Origin of the sequence: Microbacterium sp. (genome assembly GCF_047972865.1) — a bacterium.
Taxonomy (GTDB): Bacteria; Actinomycetota; Actinomycetes; order Actinomycetales; family Microbacteriaceae; genus Microbacterium.
The window spans coordinates 1-15,800 of sequence record NZ_JBKEAY010000008.1 but is presented as its reverse complement, the minus strand read 5'-3'; the positions used below and the strand labels follow the sequence as shown (position 1 = coordinate 15,800).

General features: G+C 66.2%; 18 protein-coding genes. 12 read left to right on the top strand and 6 right to left on the bottom strand.

Annotation, left to right across the window (positions count from 1 at the left end):
* The 5 genes from ACK5KK_RS00500 to ACK5KK_RS00480 form a co-directional block, all read right to left on the bottom strand.
* Positions 1–324: IS1595 family transposase (locus tag ACK5KK_RS00500; protein ID WP_416888134.1), on the bottom strand; the 324-nt coding region annotated here is incomplete at its 3' end.
* A complete protein-coding gene (locus tag ACK5KK_RS00495) occupies positions 287–880 on the bottom strand; it encodes an IS1595 family transposase (RefSeq protein WP_416888133.1) in 594 nt (197 codons plus the stop codon). The genes ACK5KK_RS00500 and ACK5KK_RS00495, both read right to left, overlap by 38 nt.
* Complete coding sequence (locus ACK5KK_RS00490) at positions 870–1,943, bottom strand: NADPH-dependent F420 reductase (protein WP_416888132.1); 1,074 nt, start codon at positions 1,941–1,943, stop codon at positions 870–872. The genes ACK5KK_RS00495 and ACK5KK_RS00490 overlap by 11 nt, the downstream gene beginning before the upstream one ends.
* Positions 1,944–1,966: 23 nt before the next feature.
* Positions 1,967–3,430 (bottom strand): MFS transporter, encoded by a 1,464-nt coding sequence (locus ACK5KK_RS00485; protein WP_416888131.1) that lies wholly within the window; start codon positions 3,428–3,430, stop codon positions 1,967–1,969.
* Between the two features lie 7 nt (positions 3,431–3,437).
* Positions 3,438–4,982 (bottom strand): FAD-dependent monooxygenase, encoded by a 1,545-nt coding sequence (locus ACK5KK_RS00480; RefSeq protein WP_416888130.1) that lies wholly within the window; start codon positions 4,980–4,982, stop codon positions 3,438–3,440.
* Positions 4,983–5,229: 247 nt separating this feature from the next.
* On the opposite strand from ACK5KK_RS00480, the gene ACK5KK_RS00475 reads away from it, so the two are divergent.
* The 9 genes from ACK5KK_RS00475 (at position 5,230) to ACK5KK_RS00435 (ending at position 12,774) form a co-directional block, all read left to right on the top strand.
* Positions 5,230–6,219 carry an AfsA-related hotdog domain-containing protein gene (locus ACK5KK_RS00475; protein WP_416888129.1) on the top strand — a complete coding sequence of 330 codons (990 nt, stop codon included), beginning with the start codon at positions 5,230–5,232 and terminating at the stop codon, positions 6,217–6,219.
* On the top strand, positions 6,216–7,301 hold the full coding sequence (locus ACK5KK_RS00470) for a 3-oxoacyl-ACP synthase (protein WP_416888128.1): 1,086 nt from the start codon (positions 6,216–6,218) through the stop codon (positions 7,299–7,301). The genes ACK5KK_RS00475 and ACK5KK_RS00470 overlap by 4 nt, the downstream gene beginning before the upstream one ends.
* Complete coding sequence (locus ACK5KK_RS00465) at positions 7,298–8,302, top strand: beta-ketoacyl-ACP synthase 3 (protein WP_416888127.1); 1,005 nt, start codon at positions 7,298–7,300, stop codon at positions 8,300–8,302. Before ACK5KK_RS00470 ends, ACK5KK_RS00465 begins: the two co-directional genes overlap by 4 nt.
* Positions 8,303–8,328: 26 nt before the next feature.
* A complete protein-coding gene (locus ACK5KK_RS00460; RefSeq protein WP_197931962.1) occupies positions 8,329–8,580 on the top strand; it encodes a phosphopantetheine-binding protein in 252 nt (83 codons plus the stop codon).
* Entirely contained in the window at positions 8,580–9,812 is a 1,233-nt protein-coding gene (locus ACK5KK_RS00455; RefSeq protein WP_416888126.1) for a beta-ketoacyl-[acyl-carrier-protein] synthase family protein, read from the top strand. The genes ACK5KK_RS00460 and ACK5KK_RS00455 overlap by 1 nt, the downstream gene beginning before the upstream one ends.
* Positions 9,809–10,498 (top strand): HAD family hydrolase, encoded by a 690-nt coding sequence (locus ACK5KK_RS00450; RefSeq protein WP_416888125.1) that lies wholly within the window; start codon positions 9,809–9,811, stop codon positions 10,496–10,498. Before ACK5KK_RS00455 ends, ACK5KK_RS00450 begins: the two co-directional genes overlap by 4 nt.
* Positions 10,495–11,508: a 3-hydroxyacyl-CoA dehydrogenase family protein gene (locus ACK5KK_RS00445; RefSeq protein WP_416888124.1), complete on the top strand. Its 1,014-nt coding sequence runs from the start codon at positions 10,495–10,497 to the stop codon at positions 11,506–11,508. Before ACK5KK_RS00450 ends, ACK5KK_RS00445 begins: the two co-directional genes overlap by 4 nt.
* 64 nt (positions 11,509–11,572) lie before the next feature.
* Positions 11,573–12,079, top strand: coding sequence for a MarR family winged helix-turn-helix transcriptional regulator (locus tag ACK5KK_RS00440; RefSeq protein WP_416888123.1), 507 nt, complete (start codon positions 11,573–11,575; stop codon positions 12,077–12,079).
* Between the two features lie 107 nt (positions 12,080–12,186).
* Entirely contained in the window at positions 12,187–12,774 is a 588-nt protein-coding gene (locus ACK5KK_RS00435) for a 4'-phosphopantetheinyl transferase family protein (protein ID WP_416888122.1), read from the top strand.
* On the opposite strand, the gene ACK5KK_RS00430 is transcribed toward ACK5KK_RS00435, so the two are convergent.
* Entirely contained in the window at positions 12,771–13,778 is a 1,008-nt protein-coding gene (locus ACK5KK_RS00430) for an aldo/keto reductase (protein ID WP_416888121.1), read from the bottom strand. The genes ACK5KK_RS00435 and ACK5KK_RS00430 overlap by 4 nt on opposite strands.
* Before the next feature lie 84 nt (positions 13,779–13,862).
* On the opposite strand from ACK5KK_RS00430, the gene ACK5KK_RS00425 reads away from it, so the two are divergent.
* The 3 genes from ACK5KK_RS00425 to ACK5KK_RS00415 all read left to right on the top strand — a co-directional run.
* The gene (locus tag ACK5KK_RS00425; protein ID WP_416888120.1) at positions 13,863–14,831 is read left to right on the top strand and encodes a quinone oxidoreductase family protein; all 969 of its coding nucleotides are present in this window, start codon (positions 13,863–13,865) and stop codon (positions 14,829–14,831) included.
* 87 nt (positions 14,832–14,918) lie between these two features.
* Positions 14,919–15,284: a hypothetical protein gene (locus ACK5KK_RS00420; RefSeq protein ID WP_416888119.1), complete on the top strand. Its 366-nt coding sequence runs from the start codon at positions 14,919–14,921 to the stop codon at positions 15,282–15,284.
* Between the two features lie 239 nt (positions 15,285–15,523).
* Positions 15,524–15,800 (top strand): hypothetical protein (locus tag ACK5KK_RS00415; protein WP_416888118.1); only part of this gene is annotated, 277 nt, incomplete at its 3' end.

Here is a 15,800-nt window from a genome sequence, read left to right as displayed (position 1 = left end):
GGAGCGGGATGTGCGTCGGTTGAACCGGAACTCGAACTCGTCGAGATACTCCTGCAGGTGCTCGGTTCCCGCCGATCCTTGATGCGTGCCCGCCAGCCACCGCTTGACCAGAGAAGCCACTCGGTGCACTCCGGGCAGCAACGTCGAGATGTCCATCCCTGCTCGCTTGGCTTCGGATTGGTTGCGCGGCTCATGGGTGTATCCCCGCTGGGCGAGCCCACGGTACGCACCCCATCCGTCGGTGACGATGTGAGCGCCAGGCTCGACGGCGTCGCTGACGAACGCCTCAAGAGTCTCGCCGGATGCGTCGGGGATCACCTGCATCCGACACCGCCCGAAGCCCCCTTCCCTCGGCACTTTCGATCGCCACGGCGACCAGTGACTTCTTCCCGCGTGCACGACCACCAGCCAGGCCCTCCTCATGGCCGCCGATGTAGGTCTCGTCGACCTCGACCCGGCCGGACAGCTTCTCCCGCCCCGGACGACGCAGCACCCTGCGCAGGCGATGCAGCATCGACCACGCTGTCTTGTACGAACCGATCTCCAGGGTCCGTTGCACGCTCAGCGCGGAGACGCCGTCCTTCGCGGTCGCGAACTCCCAGCACACCTCGAACCACACCGTCAGCGGTGTGCGCCGCCGATCGAACAGCGTCCCTGCCGTCACCGCAGTCCGCCTCCCGCAGCCGGAGCACTTGTATCGGCCATCGCCGACGCGCCAGCCACCGCTGCCGCCACACGCCGGGCACACGAAACCCGCGGGCCAGCGCAGCCAGTCGAGGTAATCGAGGCACGCCTCGTCAGCGCCGAACCAGGACCGGAACTCGCCGGCCGAGCGAGGGTAGTCCACGCCACCCCGTGGCCGGGCGATGTCACGATCCATCCCACCAGACCAGTCCGCTCAAATGAATACCCCGTAGTCCGTGTTTTAGCTCGGTCCTGAAAAGGGCTGGCGAGAGGCCCGGAACTGCAGGTTTCTGCAGCTCCGGGCCTCTTTTCGTGCCTTCTCCGACGAGACAGAGGAGGACACCGATGAACACCAGTACCCGTTCGATGGGGCACGCCGAGGGCACGTGCGCACCTTTCCGATGGAAGCGGGGTGGCCCGTCGCCCGAAATCCGGGATCGGCGTGCCCCTGATGTCGTGCCCCTTCGTGCCCTTCGAGGTGCGAAGGCGACTCCTGGAACCACGGGATCTCGCGGTTCTTTCCCTCCAACCGGCGCGAGGGGCACGGAGGGGCACGACGGCCCGCTCCGGTCCATGAGCGCCGTCAAGGGCATGATGAGCATCACGAAGCAGGAGAGCCATGAGTCGGCTTCGCTGATCTTCTCCCGCAATTGTGCGGCGGAGTAGTTCGTGATCCATCCGGGGCTTCCTATCTGGATCCACCAGCTCTCCTCGAGCGTCCCGATGTCGACCGGGTCGAATCCGATCTCGTCGACGAACTCGGTCACCAGGTGTTTGCTGGACGGGTCGTCGCCTGCGACGGCGATCCCTCGCCGGTCCGGCGCGCCCGACGGCCGCGCATCGGCGGGGATGTCGGACCACACGATGTGGTTGAGCGCTTTGACGATGTGTGCTTCCGGTACCGCCCGTTGGAGGTGAACCGAGGTTGGCACGCGATCACCATCCACGGCAGGGATGACGCCGTCGCGGGGTGCGTAGTAGTTGGTGGCATCGAGCACCACCTTTCCGGCCATGTCGGCGACCGGGAGAGCGTCGATCGCGTCGAAGGTCACGGCGATGACGACGATGTCGCCCTTGCGAGCGGCTCCGGCGGCGGTGTCGCTGTTGGCCAACGGGCCGAGCTCCTTGACGACGGGCTCCAGGGTTTCGGGGCTGCGGCTGTTGCTGAGCACGACGGGGTGCCCCTGTCGCACGGCCAAACCGGCGATGGCCTGCCCGATACGTCCGGCCCCGATGATGCCGATAGTCGATTTGGTCACGGCCTAGTTCCTTCCGAACGAGTTCAATGGCTCTCGGCGGCCACGGGTTTGCTCACCGCGTCCGTGGTGCTAGACGTCTTGGCAGTGGTTGAGGCGCCGGGCAGGAAGATTGCGACGACGACGGCGACGGCGAGCACGATGATGCCGTTGGCTGCGACAGCCGTGGTCAAACCGTCCAAGAGCGCGCCGGGGTCTTCGGCGGCGCGGTTCCCGATGCCGATGGCGAGGATGGTCGCCATGATCGGAGTGCCCAGCGCGAGTCCGACCTGCTGGCTCGTGGTCGTCAGACCGGTTGCCAGGCCCTGTTCGCTGTCGGGCAGGCCCGACGTCGAGGTGACGGTGTAGCCGACGATGGAGCCGATGTGCCCGAGTGCACCGATGACGATGCCCACGAGGATGAGCACGAGCGAGGTCATGTTCGGTCCTGCGAAGGCGAGCACGATCGACCCGACGCCTTGGAAGACCAGTGCCGCCACGACCAGGCTCTTCTGACCGAACTTGGCGATGATTCGTGGCGTGAAGTTCGCGGCCACGACGGAGACGATGCCGATGACGGCGATCACCAGACCGGTGAGGGCTGCGTTGAGTAGGAGCACGTCCTGCAGGTAGAGAGTCAGCAGGTAGGTCAGTGACGACATCATGGAGAACGTTGTGAGGCCGGCGAGGTTGCCGAAGGCGACGGTGCGCTTCCGAAGGATACGGACAGCGACCAGGGGCGAATGTGCTCGTGATTCGACCCAACCGAAGATCAGCAGGAGCACCACGGCGGCCGCGAGCCACGGGTAGGGGTCGATCACGCTCAGGCCGCTCTCGCCGGCGATGGTCAAGCCGAATACGAGGGAGGCAAGCGCCGCGCTGATCAGCACCGCGCCGGGCAGGTCGAGGCGGGGTCGCTCGTTCGGACGCGATTCAGCGAACAGGATCGGGGTGAGGATGAGCACCACGATGGCGACCGGGATGTTGATGAAGAACGCCCACCGCCAGCTCAGCCCGCTCGTGAGCACGCCGCCCAGGAGCGCGCCCGCGGTGAAGCCCGCCGAGATCAAGGCACCGTTGATGCCCAGAGCCCGTGAGCGGCGGGGGCCTTCCTCGAACGAGGTCGTCAGCAGCGACAGGGCGGTCGGAGCGACTGCCGCAGCGCCGAAGCCCTGCACGATGCGGCCGGCGATCAGCAGCCAACTGGTCTCAGCGACGCCGCCGATGAGGGAGCCGACGCCCAGCAGGGAGATGCCGGCGATGAAGAACAGGCGCCTGCCCACGAGATCGCCCAGGCGTCCGAAGAGCAGCCCGAATCCGGCCGCAGGCAGGGCGAACGCGGTGATGATCCACTGCAGGTCCTGCACCTGGATGCCGACGTCGCGCCCGATCTCGGGAAGTGCGACGTTGAGCACGGAGAAGTCCACGGCAAGGGTGAAGCTCGCACTGAGGAGAACGAGCAGTTTCCACCGTTCGCGAGCAGTGAGCCGTGTTGAAGCCGAAGTTGGCATAGTGGGTCTACCTTTCGTGATTTTCGTGTCTTGTGGTCGTACGGTCCGGGGCATCAAGCACGTGGGCCGGGATGGGGTCGGTGCCGCTGAAGTGACCCTCCTCGATGACGTGTCCGTCAGGTCGCACGAGGAAGAAGTGAGGCCTGCGTCCCAGGCCGAGCGTCGAGGCCGGTGAGGCGATGCCGGCAAGATTCCGGACGACGTGATGCGTCCGCTGTCCGACCTGCGCGACCACGTTGTCCCAAGCACGGGGGCTCGTCGCGCCGGGCCAGAGGAAGAGCGTGTATCTGTTGGCGTCGTGGACTGGCCAGCTCGACCATGGTGCGCGCTCCGGGGCATAGCCCGTGAACGAGGGGAAGCGGGCACCCAGCCGAGATCGCCGTGCCGACGTGCCCCCGATCGGATACCGCGTGTCGAGTTGAGCGATGACATCGACCAGGTTCGGCCGGCGTCGTTTCCGCGTCGACAAGAAGATTTCGGCGTCACGTTTCAGGCTCTGGGCCGGGCCTCGGGCGGCTGACCATCGTGCCAGCCGGCCGGAGGTGGCCGAGACGCGTCCCGCAGCCCAGCGACGCTCGGAGTCGTAGCTGGACAACAGTTCTTCTGAGGCCCTGCCGTCGATCACATGGGCGAGCTTCCAGCCGAGGTTCGCTGCGTCCTGGAGGCCGGTGTTCATTCCTTGGCCGCCGGCGGGGCTCATCACGTGGGCGGCGTCTCCGGCGAGGAGGACACGCCCATCCTTGAACCGGTCCGCGGTGCGGAACCGCACGTCGAAGGCCGTCGACCACTCAGGTTCGCGTACATCCGTGACCAAGCGCGTGTTCTCGGTCAGCATCCGGCGGAAGAACTCGCGGTCAGGCTCAGGAGCATCGTTGGGCATCGACACGGCGATTCTCATCGTGTCCTCGGTGAACGGGGAGATGCCGATGGCGGCAGAGTCGGAGTAGAAGTAGTGCAGCATCCGCGTCGACAAGTTGCCTACGATGCCGGCGTCTCCAATGCCGAACCGCGCGACTCCGGTCGGACCGGTGAAGCCGATCCCCGCGAGTTCACGGACCGTGCTGTGCGCGCCGTCGGCGCCGACGACCCACTTGGCTCGAATCTCCTTCTCACCGGCATCGGTTCGCACAACCAGGTAGACGCCCGCGCTGTCTTGCGTCAGCCGAACGAGCTCGCCCTCGCGCCGAAGAGGGCCAAGCAGGGCCTCGTACCGATCGATGAGCACTCGTTCGGTGATCTCCTGTGACACCGCCAAGCCGAAGGGGTAGGGCGCTTCTCGGATCGTGGAGAAGCGCAGCTGACCGAGTTCACCTGGATTCGAGTGGAAGGCCACGCCCTCGATGGCTCGACCGCGGTCCATCAGCTCGTCGGCAACACCGACTCCATGCAGCAGTTCCAGTTGACGCGGCCAGACGACCGAGGCGCGCGAGTGGCGCACCGGTCTTCGTGCCTTGTCGACCATCTGTACCGCGACGCCACGTTGGGCAAGATCAGCGGCAAGGTACAGGCCGACTGGACCTGCACCGATGATCACAACCTCAACTTCGTTCATTAACATCCCTCGCTAGCTCGACAACAACCCACTGTAACAGCAACCTGTCACGACATCGTAGGCTGTTACAATCGTCTGAACGGCGCACTTCGCGCATCGCGCGGCAGGCAGTGTTACGCCCATGATTGGATACATGACGTAAAGCTGTGAACTGTCAGGGAATTGATACATGACAGCTATAGACTATAGACTAGTCGACAGCCGTCGCCGTGAGAGATGGCTGAGTCGGCAAGAAGGGGGAGGACCGATGACCAGTCCAGCAATCGTGAGGAGCGCGCGGACGATAGACCGCAGGATCGTGCACCGCGCCCAGGTGCACGAAGTGTTCCTCACGGAGGTCGACGAGCAGGACGGCTCATTCCTCGCGCAGTTGCCGAGCACGCACGCCTACTTCTGCGACAGCGCGTCCGCGCGCCACGGATTGGTCGACATCCTCACGCTCATGGAGGCATGTCGCCAGGCCGCGACGGCGGCGGCACATCTGTTCTGGGGCGTGCCCGACGACCGGCAGTTCGTCCTCACCCAATGGAAGGCGTCGTTCCCGGTCGCGACGCGGCCGCGATACGGCGTCGACCCGGTCGACCTGCGTATGGACGTCACCTTGGAGCGGCCGCAGCGCATGCGCGAGACGCTCACCGGAGGGACCACCCGCGTGACGGTCTCCTCGCCGTACGACGGCGAACCTCTCATCGGAGCCCTCGAGCTGGACGTTCGCTACGTCAGCAAGGAGACCTACCAGTTTCTCCGCAGCGGCGCTCGCGGGGGAGCACCACTGCCCACCAGCATCACGTGCTTGCCGGAACGGATCGCCGCCGATCCCCGCGACGTGGGATGCACGCGAGAGGACAACGTGGCCATCGGCCTGCCTGCCTTCACCGCGGACGGGGGCCGCGCTTCACTGCGACTCCCGTTCCACAACCGCAGCATGTTCGACCACGCTCAGGACCACGCACCCGCGATGGTCATGGTCGAAGCGGCACGTCAGCTCGTGCACGCGACCTGCCCCACCGCACCTGCAGCGCATGCTCTGCTCTCCGAGGTCGATGGCGACTTCGGCACCTACGTCGAACTCGACACCTCCACGCTGCTGGTCGCCAGCGTCCGTGCCGACCCGGACCCGGATGGACAGACGACGACAGACGTGCAGATCACCCAGGACTCGCGTGACGCCGCGTCGATCGTCCTGACGTTCGACTCCCACCACACCACTACCAACAGGAAGGAGGGCCGGCCATGAAGATCCCGCCGGACATTTCTATCGCAGGCCTGCACACGGCCCTGGCGCCGACGGTCGCAACGGCGACCGCTCTCGAAGAAGGCAAGGTCGCGCGTTTGGTCGCCGAGACCGTCGGCGCCCGCCAACTACCCGCCGCAACCGAACCGGGAGCTCCCCGGCTGGCGATCGAAGCCGCGCACGCCGCGATGGAGGGAGCCCGGATCCAGGGCGAGGAGATCGACATCCTCGTCCACGCGTGGATCCACCACCAGGGCCACGACTTCTGGTCGCCCGCCCACCACATCGCCCACGAGGTCGGCGCGGACAACGCCCTCCCCGTGGGGGTTCAGACGATGTGCAACGGCGGCGAGACAGCCATCGAAATCGCCGTCGCCCGGTTGATCTGCGACCCCGACGCGACCACGGCCGTGGTGACCACCGCGGACATCTTCGCCGGCGGATTCGACCGATGGAACAGCGACTCCTTCCTCTGGTACGGCGACGCCGGAACGGCCCTCGTGCTGACCACCGAACCGCGCCCCGGCCACCCCAAGCTCCTCGCATGCGCCGCAACCACCGTCCTCGACGGCGAAGGCCTGCACCGCGGAAGCGACCCGTACACCTGGGCGCCCCGCCAGCACGGCGACATCGTCGACGTGAGACGGACGAAGAAGGCTCACCTCCAGTCCGGCAGCGGCGATGCCTTCAACACGAGCATGCGAGACGCACTCCGGCACGTCATCCGCACTGCCGTCCACGACGCAGGCCTCAGCTTCGACTCGCCGCGCCTGCGCTTCCTCGCACTCCCGCGCGTCGGCCGCAAAGTCATCGGAGACCTCTATGTGCCCGCAGTGGAGGACCTCACCAACGCCGAGATCGTCTATCTCGGCGACCACAGCGGGCACCTGGGCGCAGGCGACACGCCCGCGAATCTCACCGACCTCATCGCGCAGGAGAACCACGCTCCCGACGACATCGGGCTGTTCGTTTGCGCTGGAGGCGGCTTCACCGTCTCGTGCCTCGCCGTCGAACTCGGCACGCCCGGCATCGCGACCGTTCACACCACCACCGACACCCATGCTCGGGTAGGAGTCGCATCATGACCCGCACCGCCGTCATCACCGCGACTGGGTCGGCTGTGCCCGCCCAGATCGAGACCAACGACATGCTTGCCGAGCGCCTCGACACCTCCGACGAGTGGATTCGTCAGCGCACCGGGATCGGGCAGCGATACGTCGCTACGACCGAGACCACCGCCGACCTTGCTGTCGCAGCGGGCAAGCAGGCACTCGATGCTCTGAGCGACGGTCCCGAGATCGACCAGCTCATTCTCGCGACCACCACACCAGATCGGGCCTGCCCGGCAGTCGCACCGGAGGTTGCCCATCGACTCAGCCTCGGAAGCATCCCCGCCTACGACGTCGCTGCCGTCTGCAGCGGATTCCTCTTCGCCTTGCGCATCGCACGGGACGCGATCCTGGCAGGCACCTCGCAGCGCATCCTCGTCGTCGCATCGGAGACATTCACCCGCCTGCTCGACTCCAACGACCGCGCCACCGTCGCGATCTTCGGCGACGGAGCCGGTGCAGTCATCGTCGAATCCGGCGACCCGTCATCCCCCGGAGCCGTGCACGACATCAGGGTTCGCAGCGACGGCGGCCTCGCCGACCTCATCACCGCCAACGGCAACCCGACGAGGCTGGACCCTCTCGATGAGACGCACGACCCCTACTTCCATATGCAGGGCCAGGCCGTTTTCCTCCACGCCGTGCTCAACATGGAAGAGATCACCCGCCAGAGCCTTGACGCTGTCGGCTGGGACGCAGAGAGCATCGCGCACTTCGTCGGCCACCAGGCCAACGCTCGCATCCTCCATGCCGTTGCCGACCGTCTCGACGTCAACGCGGCCAAGGTCAACCTCCACCTCGAGCACGTCGGCAACACCGCCGGCGCCTCGATCCCGCTCGCGCTGGACGACGCGCTGCGCAGCGGCCGCATCCAGCCAGGCGAACGCATCGCGATGGCCTCCTTCGGAGGCGGCGCGACGTGGGGCGCTGCCGCCATCACCGCCCCGTCAATGACTTCCCCAACCAATCCCTCCTGAGCACAACCCCATCGAAAGGAACCACCATGTCCAACACCACCACCCTCCGCGACGGCTTCATCTCGATCCTCACCGACAAGTTCGGCGTTCCGGCGGACGAGACCGCCAACGGTGCCGCCACCCTGGACGAGCTCGGCCTCGACTCGCTCGCCCTCGTCGAGCTGCTCCTGGACCTGCAGAAGAAGCTCGACGTCTCGATCGAGCAGGGCGTCATCCTTCCCGAGCACACCCTCGACGACACCGTCGCTCTCCTCGAAGAGCGAAAGGGCGAGTCCTGATGAGCACGCCCTCAACTGCGACCGCGGTCACCGGCATCGGCATGATCAGCCCTGCCGGGATCGGTAGGGACGCGAACTGGGCCACCATCCTCGCCGGTGCCGGAACCGCGGCCAGCCACGAAAGCATCGACCATCACGGGCAGAGACGTCCCATCGCCCGGGTGCCCGAGTTCGACGCACGCAAGGTCATCGGCGCATCCAAAGCATGGCGGCTGGCCCGCTTCGTGCAGCTGGCGATCATCGCCGCCCGTGAGGCGATCAGCGACTCCGGGGTCGATCTCGATTCGATCGAGGCCTCCCGCATCGGTCTCGTGTTCGGCAACTCCCTCGGCGGCACCGACACGCTCGAAGCCGCCAAGGGAACTCTGCTGACCGAGGGCGCAGAGCAGGTCTCGCCGATGCTCGTGCCCATGTGGATGCCGAACATGGTCGCCGGTTCGCTCGCCATCGAATTCGGCATCCAGGGACCGGCGCACGTGGTCGCCACCGCCTGTGCATCAGGGACGACCGCGATTGGCCACGGTCGCCAGCTCCTGCGCGACGGCCGATGCGACATCGTCGTGGTCGGAGCATCCGAGAGCGCGCTGTCTCCTGCGACTCTGGCAGGACTGGCGAACATGGGGGCGCTTGTCGATCCGGCCGTCAACGCGACGGGAGCCTCACGCCCGTTCGACAGCCAACGAGGCGGCTTCGTTCCCGCCGAGGGTGCCGCGGCGCTCGTCCTCGAGCGCGACGCCGATGCCCGAGCCCGCGACGCGCGCGTCTACGCACACGTCGCAGGATACGGAGCCAGCACCGACGCCCACCACGTCACCGCACCACGACCAGACGGCGAAGGGCTGCAAGCCGCCGTCCGTGAGGCCGTGGAAGACGACGCCGGACTCGCGCTCGGCGACATCAGTCACGTCAACGCCCACGGCACCTCCACGCCGCTCAACGACGCCTCCGAAGGCGCCGCGTTGCACGGGCTCTTCGGGGACCGGGTGCCGGTGACGTCGATCAAGGGCGTCACTGGACACCCATTGGCCGCTGCCGGAGCGATCGAAGGCGCGATTGCGGCCTTGACCGTGCACCACGGACAGATCCCGCCGACCGCGAACACCGACGACATAGACCCGGCCATCGCGATCGATGTCGTCACGGGCTCGGCACGTCCCCTGGAATCCGGCGCGGTCCTCTCCGTCTCGGCGGGGTTCGGCGGGCACAACGCGGCGGTGGTCTTCACTCCATGACGAGCTCCATCGCCACCCGGGGCGCCGCGTTCTTCGATGTCGATGAGACCCTCATCGACATGAAGTCCATGCAGTCCTTCCTTGACTTCTACTTCGAAGACCAGGCCGACGGCCTGGGCACACCGTGGCAGCGGTTCCAGCGCACAGTCGTCGGGATGCCACGCGAGGACGGAAACCGGGCGTACTACCGGCTCTGGTCAGGTCAAAGCCTCTCCGACCTGACCAGAGCCGGGCGGGCCTGGTTCAACGAGCACATCCAGCGCCCCGGATTCCTCATCCCGTCCGCTCTGGCCGCCCTGCGGGAGCACCACAGCGCCGGACGGCACGTGTTCCTGATCTCAGGATCATTCCACCCGTGCCTCGATCCGCTCGCGTCCTACCTCGGCGCTAGCGAAGTCTTCTGCACGGATCTCGTCGAAGAGGGCGGGACCCTCACCGGTGAGATCGTGCGCTCCCGCATCGGGGAGGGCAAACGAGACGCCGTCGAGGAGGCGACGGCGCGTTACGAGCTCGACCCGGACCAGAGCTGGGCGTATGGCGACCACATCTCCGATCTGCCCATGCTCACCGCAGTCAGCCACCCCGTGGCCGTGGGCTCCGACCCTCAACTGAACCAGATCGCTCACCAACGACAGTGGCCCTTGATCGCAGTCGGGGAGCGACCCCCATTGGAAGGAAACACGTGAGCGAGACGAACACCTACGCCGATCAGCTCATCGAAACCCTGACCGCGGCAGCCGATCACCTTCACGACGAGGTCGACCTGCCGCTGCCTGTGGTCGCCGACGCCATGCATCTCGGATGCGGCATCCCGCACTCCGTCTTCGGATTGGACGTCCCTACGAGCGACTGCCACCCCGAACCGCCCGATCCCGACGTGCCCGCCGTTCGAACGCTCGGCCTCATCGGGGCCGGCACCATGAGCCAGGGCATCGCACGTGCAGCTCTGCAAGCGGGCATCGACGTGCGCATCGTGGCGCGTGATCCGGAGCGTGCCGCAGGGGCGCGGGACGCCGTCATCGCAGAGATCCACGAGCAGACGGCACACGTCGACTCCAGTTCCGACATTGAAGCGCTCGCCGGCGCCGGCGTCATCATCGAAGCGATCAGCGAAGATCTCGCCAGTAAGCAACGGATCCTTGCTGATATCGAACGGATCGTGCCCGAGGACACCGTCCTCGCGACCACGACCTCCAGCCTCGCCGTCAGCGACATCGCATCGGCCCTCGCCGAGCCGCGTCGACTCGTAGGGCTCCACTTCTTCAATCCAGCCGACCGCAACCGGCTCGTCGAGGCCGTGTCAGGTGCTGCGCCCCCAGGCCACCTCGCTCGGACGCGACAGCTTGTCTCGCAGCTCGGCAAGTGTTTGGTAGACGTCCCCGACGCTCCCGGGTTCATCGTCAACCGCGTGCTCATCCCCTACCTCAACGCCGTGTTCGACCTTGTCGATCAAGGAGCGCCGATCAGGGAGATCGATCTGGACATTCGACGACGCTACGGGGTACCCGTCGGGCCAGCTCGCCTGGCAGGCATCATCGGCGCCGATGTCGTCCTCGCCATTCAAACGTCGCTGCACCAGCGGCTCGGACAGCCAGAACTGCAACCAGCACACGCCCTACAGGCGATGGTCGATCGCGGCGTGCTCGGGAGCAAGACCGGTCACATGTTTCCCACGGCGATGACCAATGGAGACTGACCATGTGCACCTCGTCACAACGTGTCATGCTTCTGTCTTACGACAGGGACTGTATGCTAGGAAGATGCCTGTTATTCCGACATCTCAATGGAGCGATCCGAAGCTCTCGCCCCCCCGTCGTGGCGAGAAGGCGTTCGCTCAGGACCTTGACGCACGGCTCGGCACGTATGTGAAGCTTGCCGAACAAGCGATCATCGCCGAAAAGTCCGTCGCCCTCCGAGACTACGACCTGAGCGTCGCTCAGTACGCGACCATGATGGCCCTGTACTACGTGCCAGGGCAGTCGGCCGCGCAACTCGCGCGCACGGCGGCTGTCACCCCGCAGACGATGGCCAACGTCCTCTCCAAGCTCGAAGACAAGCGGCTCATCGACCGAGTGCCGTCAGATGTTCACAGTCGCGTCAACGTCGTCACACTCACCGCCGCTGGTGAGGCGCTCGTGCTCCGTGCCGATGAAGGCGCCCGTAACGTCGAACAGCGCATCCGCGACGAGTTCACCCCGGAGGAGGGTGCGCAGCTGCGTGACCTGCTCCGCCGACTCGCTGTCGTGCTACGAGGGGAAGAGGAATAGACGCACCCCTCCCACAGGACATCGACGCGCACCTGACCCAAGCCATCCGGCTGGTACGTCAGGAGCGCGTCGATGTCTCCGTCTGCGTCCTCACGGATCAACAGTGCATGCAGCTTGTGACTCGCGTCAATTCGCATGACGAAGACGTCCAGCATGCCGCGCGCAAGCACCGTGAGTTCCAGCACCGGAGCCTGGCCGCGGCATGGATGCTTCGCACAGGACTGCGCGCCTGGAGCGGCCAGCCTACTGAGGCCGCTCTGCGACGAGATAAGCACGGGCGCCCCTGCAGTTCTACGGGGGAGCCCCGCCTCTCCGTCGCCCATGACGACCTCACCGTCGCCGTCGCCTTCGCTACCCACAGACCAGTAGGGATCGACATCGAGCCTCGATCCCGGCACATCCCCGTAGCCGTCGTCGACCTCCTCGAACCAGTCGGCGAGAGCGATGCCCTCGCGGCCTGGACGACCTACGAGGCGATCGCCAAGGCCGACGGGCGCGGCATCGGCCTCCCGGTCACCCACCTCGCCCGCATCTCAACCTCGAAGCGGTGGCGACTGCACGAAGGCGATGAGTACGTCGTCACGCATCGGGAGCTCGAGAGCGGATCGCTGCTGGCCGTAGCGTGGAGGAGCGAGACCCCGCCGCTGTTGGCAATCGCTACAGCGGACGGGGTCTCACAGGATAACTCGCCCTAGTAGCGAGAGCCCACCGCAGCCGGCACGTCATCCAGGCGCTTGCGCTCGGAAGGCGAGAGAATGACTCCCATCGCGGCGAGATTCTCAGCCAGATGAGCACTACGGCGGGTACCGGGGATCGGGACGACATGCTCTCCCAGCCCGAGTACCCATGCCAGCGAAACCTGCGCTGCCGTTGCCCCGTGCTCGCGCGCGATCTCCTCGACGGTGCGCGTGATGGTGCTGTTGCGCTCGAAGGCCTCGGGCACGAACCGGGGGTTCGTCTTGCGGAAATCGCCCTCCTCGAAGTCGCCCGGACGAAGAGTGTTCGTGAGGAATCCGCGGCCCAGCGGCGCGAACGGCACGATCGCCGCGCCGTGCGTGCGCGCCCACCCGACGACATCCCCTGAAGCCTGATCTGCGCCCCCCGCGGAGCCGGTGGTCTCTGCGGAGAAGCTGCCCCCGAGGGCATCGCGCGTCCACAGTGACACCTCGGACTGGATCGCCGTCACCGGATGCACGTCGTGCGCCCGCTGAGCCTGGTCGACACTGACTTCGGACAGCCCGAGCCAACGCACCTTCCCAGCCTCTACAGCTTCCGCCAGCGCTCCCCAGCTCTCCTCGAGCGGAACCTCCGGGTCCACGCGGTGCAAATAGTACAGGTCCAGAACGTCCAACCCGAGATTCTGCAGGCTCTCGTCGATCTGCCGACGCAGCACCTCAGGGGACCCGTCCCGGTGCATCGTGCGAGCGTCGAGGTCGTCGACGATCAGCCCGCCCTTCGTGGCGACGACCACCTCCGGGCGATTTGCCAGGGCCCGCCCCACGAGTCGTTCGTTGTGGCCGTCGCCATAGACCCGTGCGGTGTCGAAGAAGTCGACGCCAGCGTCGACGGCCGACAGGATGGCCGCCTCGGACTCCTGATCGTCTCGGCCGCTCTCGTTGTACCCCCAGCTCATGCCCATGCAGCCGAGCCCCAGAGCGGCGACCTCGCGGCCCGTCGAGCCGAGTTCACGCTTCGTCATGCGTCCTCCTTCGTCACGGCATCCAATAGCAGACAGCTGCTACGATACAGCAGACATACATGAAACAGATACAGGAGGCCGATTATGAAGGCAGTTCAGATCACCAGCTACGAAGGACCGGGCACCCTCGAGTATGGCGACGCGTCTGAGTCCGCGCCCGCGGCGGGCCAGGCTTCGCTCGACGTTCGCTTCGCGGGAGCGAATTACGTCGAGGCCCTCTTCTCCGAAGGGCTGGTGCCTGACCTCCCGGTGCCGTGGGTGCCGGGCATTGAAGCCTCGGGGACTGTTCGTGAGCTCGGCGAAGGAGCGGAAGGCCTCACCGTCGGCCAGGAGGTCGCCGCGCTGACGATCAACGGCGGCGGTGCCTACGGGCAGGTCGCAGTCACGAACGCGCATCTCATTGCACCTCTGCCTGAGGGGCTCGACATCGCCACGGCCGCAGCCGTCCCTTCCAACACCACGACAGCGCTGATCGCCCTCGAACGCGTCGCCCGACTCGCGAAGGGCGAAAGCGTGCTGGTCCAGGCCGCCGCCGGAGGACTCGGATCGCAGTTCGGGCAGGTCGCCAAGCACCTGGGGGCCGACCGAGTCGTCGGCGTCGTCGGAAGCGAGGAGAAGCGGCAGGCCGCCCTCGATCTCGGATACGACGAAGTCTGGCTGCGCAAGGATCTCGCTCAGCAGCCGGGCGACCAGTTCGACGTCATCGCAGACCCGGTCAGTGGCCCGGCACGCTCGACCTGCATCGATCTGCTCCGCCTGGGCGGGCGCCTGCTCGCCGTGGGTGATGCCGCCCAGGCAGGAGACCAGCAGATCAGCAGCAACGCTCTCTGGTTCGGCGGGAAGGGCGTGATCGGGTTCAACCTCGGCGCTTTCGCGGCCACCAAGCCCGAGGTCGTCGGCGACTACTTCCGCCGCGCCCTCGATCTGGTCGCCCGGGGCACCGTCAAGGTGCACGTCTCTGACACCGTGCCGATCCAGTCGGCCCCCGCGGTCCTCACCGAGCTGCGGAACGGACGCACAGTGGGAAAGACCGTCTTCCAGCACGAGTCCTGACACGCACTGGTCTCGGAGGCCCCTCGTCGGGCCTCCGAGACCTTTCATGTGGTGCACCAGGCTTTCGAGACCAGAGATGAGGGCAACATGAGCAATGCGACGGCGGACGACTGGGGATGGTCTGACCTGACCCGAGGCGTCACGATTGGCTCCATCACGATTCGCCTGGCTCAGGACAAAGATCGAACTCGGGTTCGCGGACTATCGCGGCTCGCCGTCGACAGCTCGCGGCTCGACCGCCTATACCAGCGGATAGGAGACACGGGTCGCATCGTTTCAGCACTGTTCAAAGCCGACGTCGACGAAGTTATTCGCCTGCAAGGCAACGTCGCCTCCCTCGAAGACTTGCAGCTCAACACCACTGTCGTCCTGGTGGCGACTGTCGACGGTGAGGTCGTCGGGTTCGCGTGTGCTGGAGCCCCTATGGACCTCATCGCCGCTTCCGTCGAGTAAGCACCGAGAGGTGCCGCTCCCGGCTGGGTGCTGTCTCAGGTAGCAGGCATCTGGGCGCTCCTGGCGCGCATCAACGCTGTGGCAGTTCGCGATGACTTTCGACATCGGGGCGTCGCCGCCGGCTTGCTCTCCGTCCTCACCAGCCTTTCGGCCGCGCCGGCTACGGAGCCGTCTACGGCCGGTGCGACGTCTCCCTTCAGGAGTTCTACCGCGGGCAAGGTTTCGCGGTCTCCGATCCGATGGAGCCCGTCGACATCTTCCGCGAAGTGCCGTTTCTGCAGCTCGTGAGCTCGAACGTGCCGGAGGAGTGCACATTCGTTCGGCGACTGCGAACCGCTGATCTCGAATCCATTCGCGCGCGCCTTCCCTGGGTGGACTTGCATACGCAGGTGCGCCAAGAAACCGAACTCGAATGGCTCGCGATCGTGCAACGGCGCGACGAGCAGTTGCACCCGATCCTGGTCATCAGCCCGGACGATGAGTTCTGGAGCAGTTACGGCTTCGAACTTCACTCGC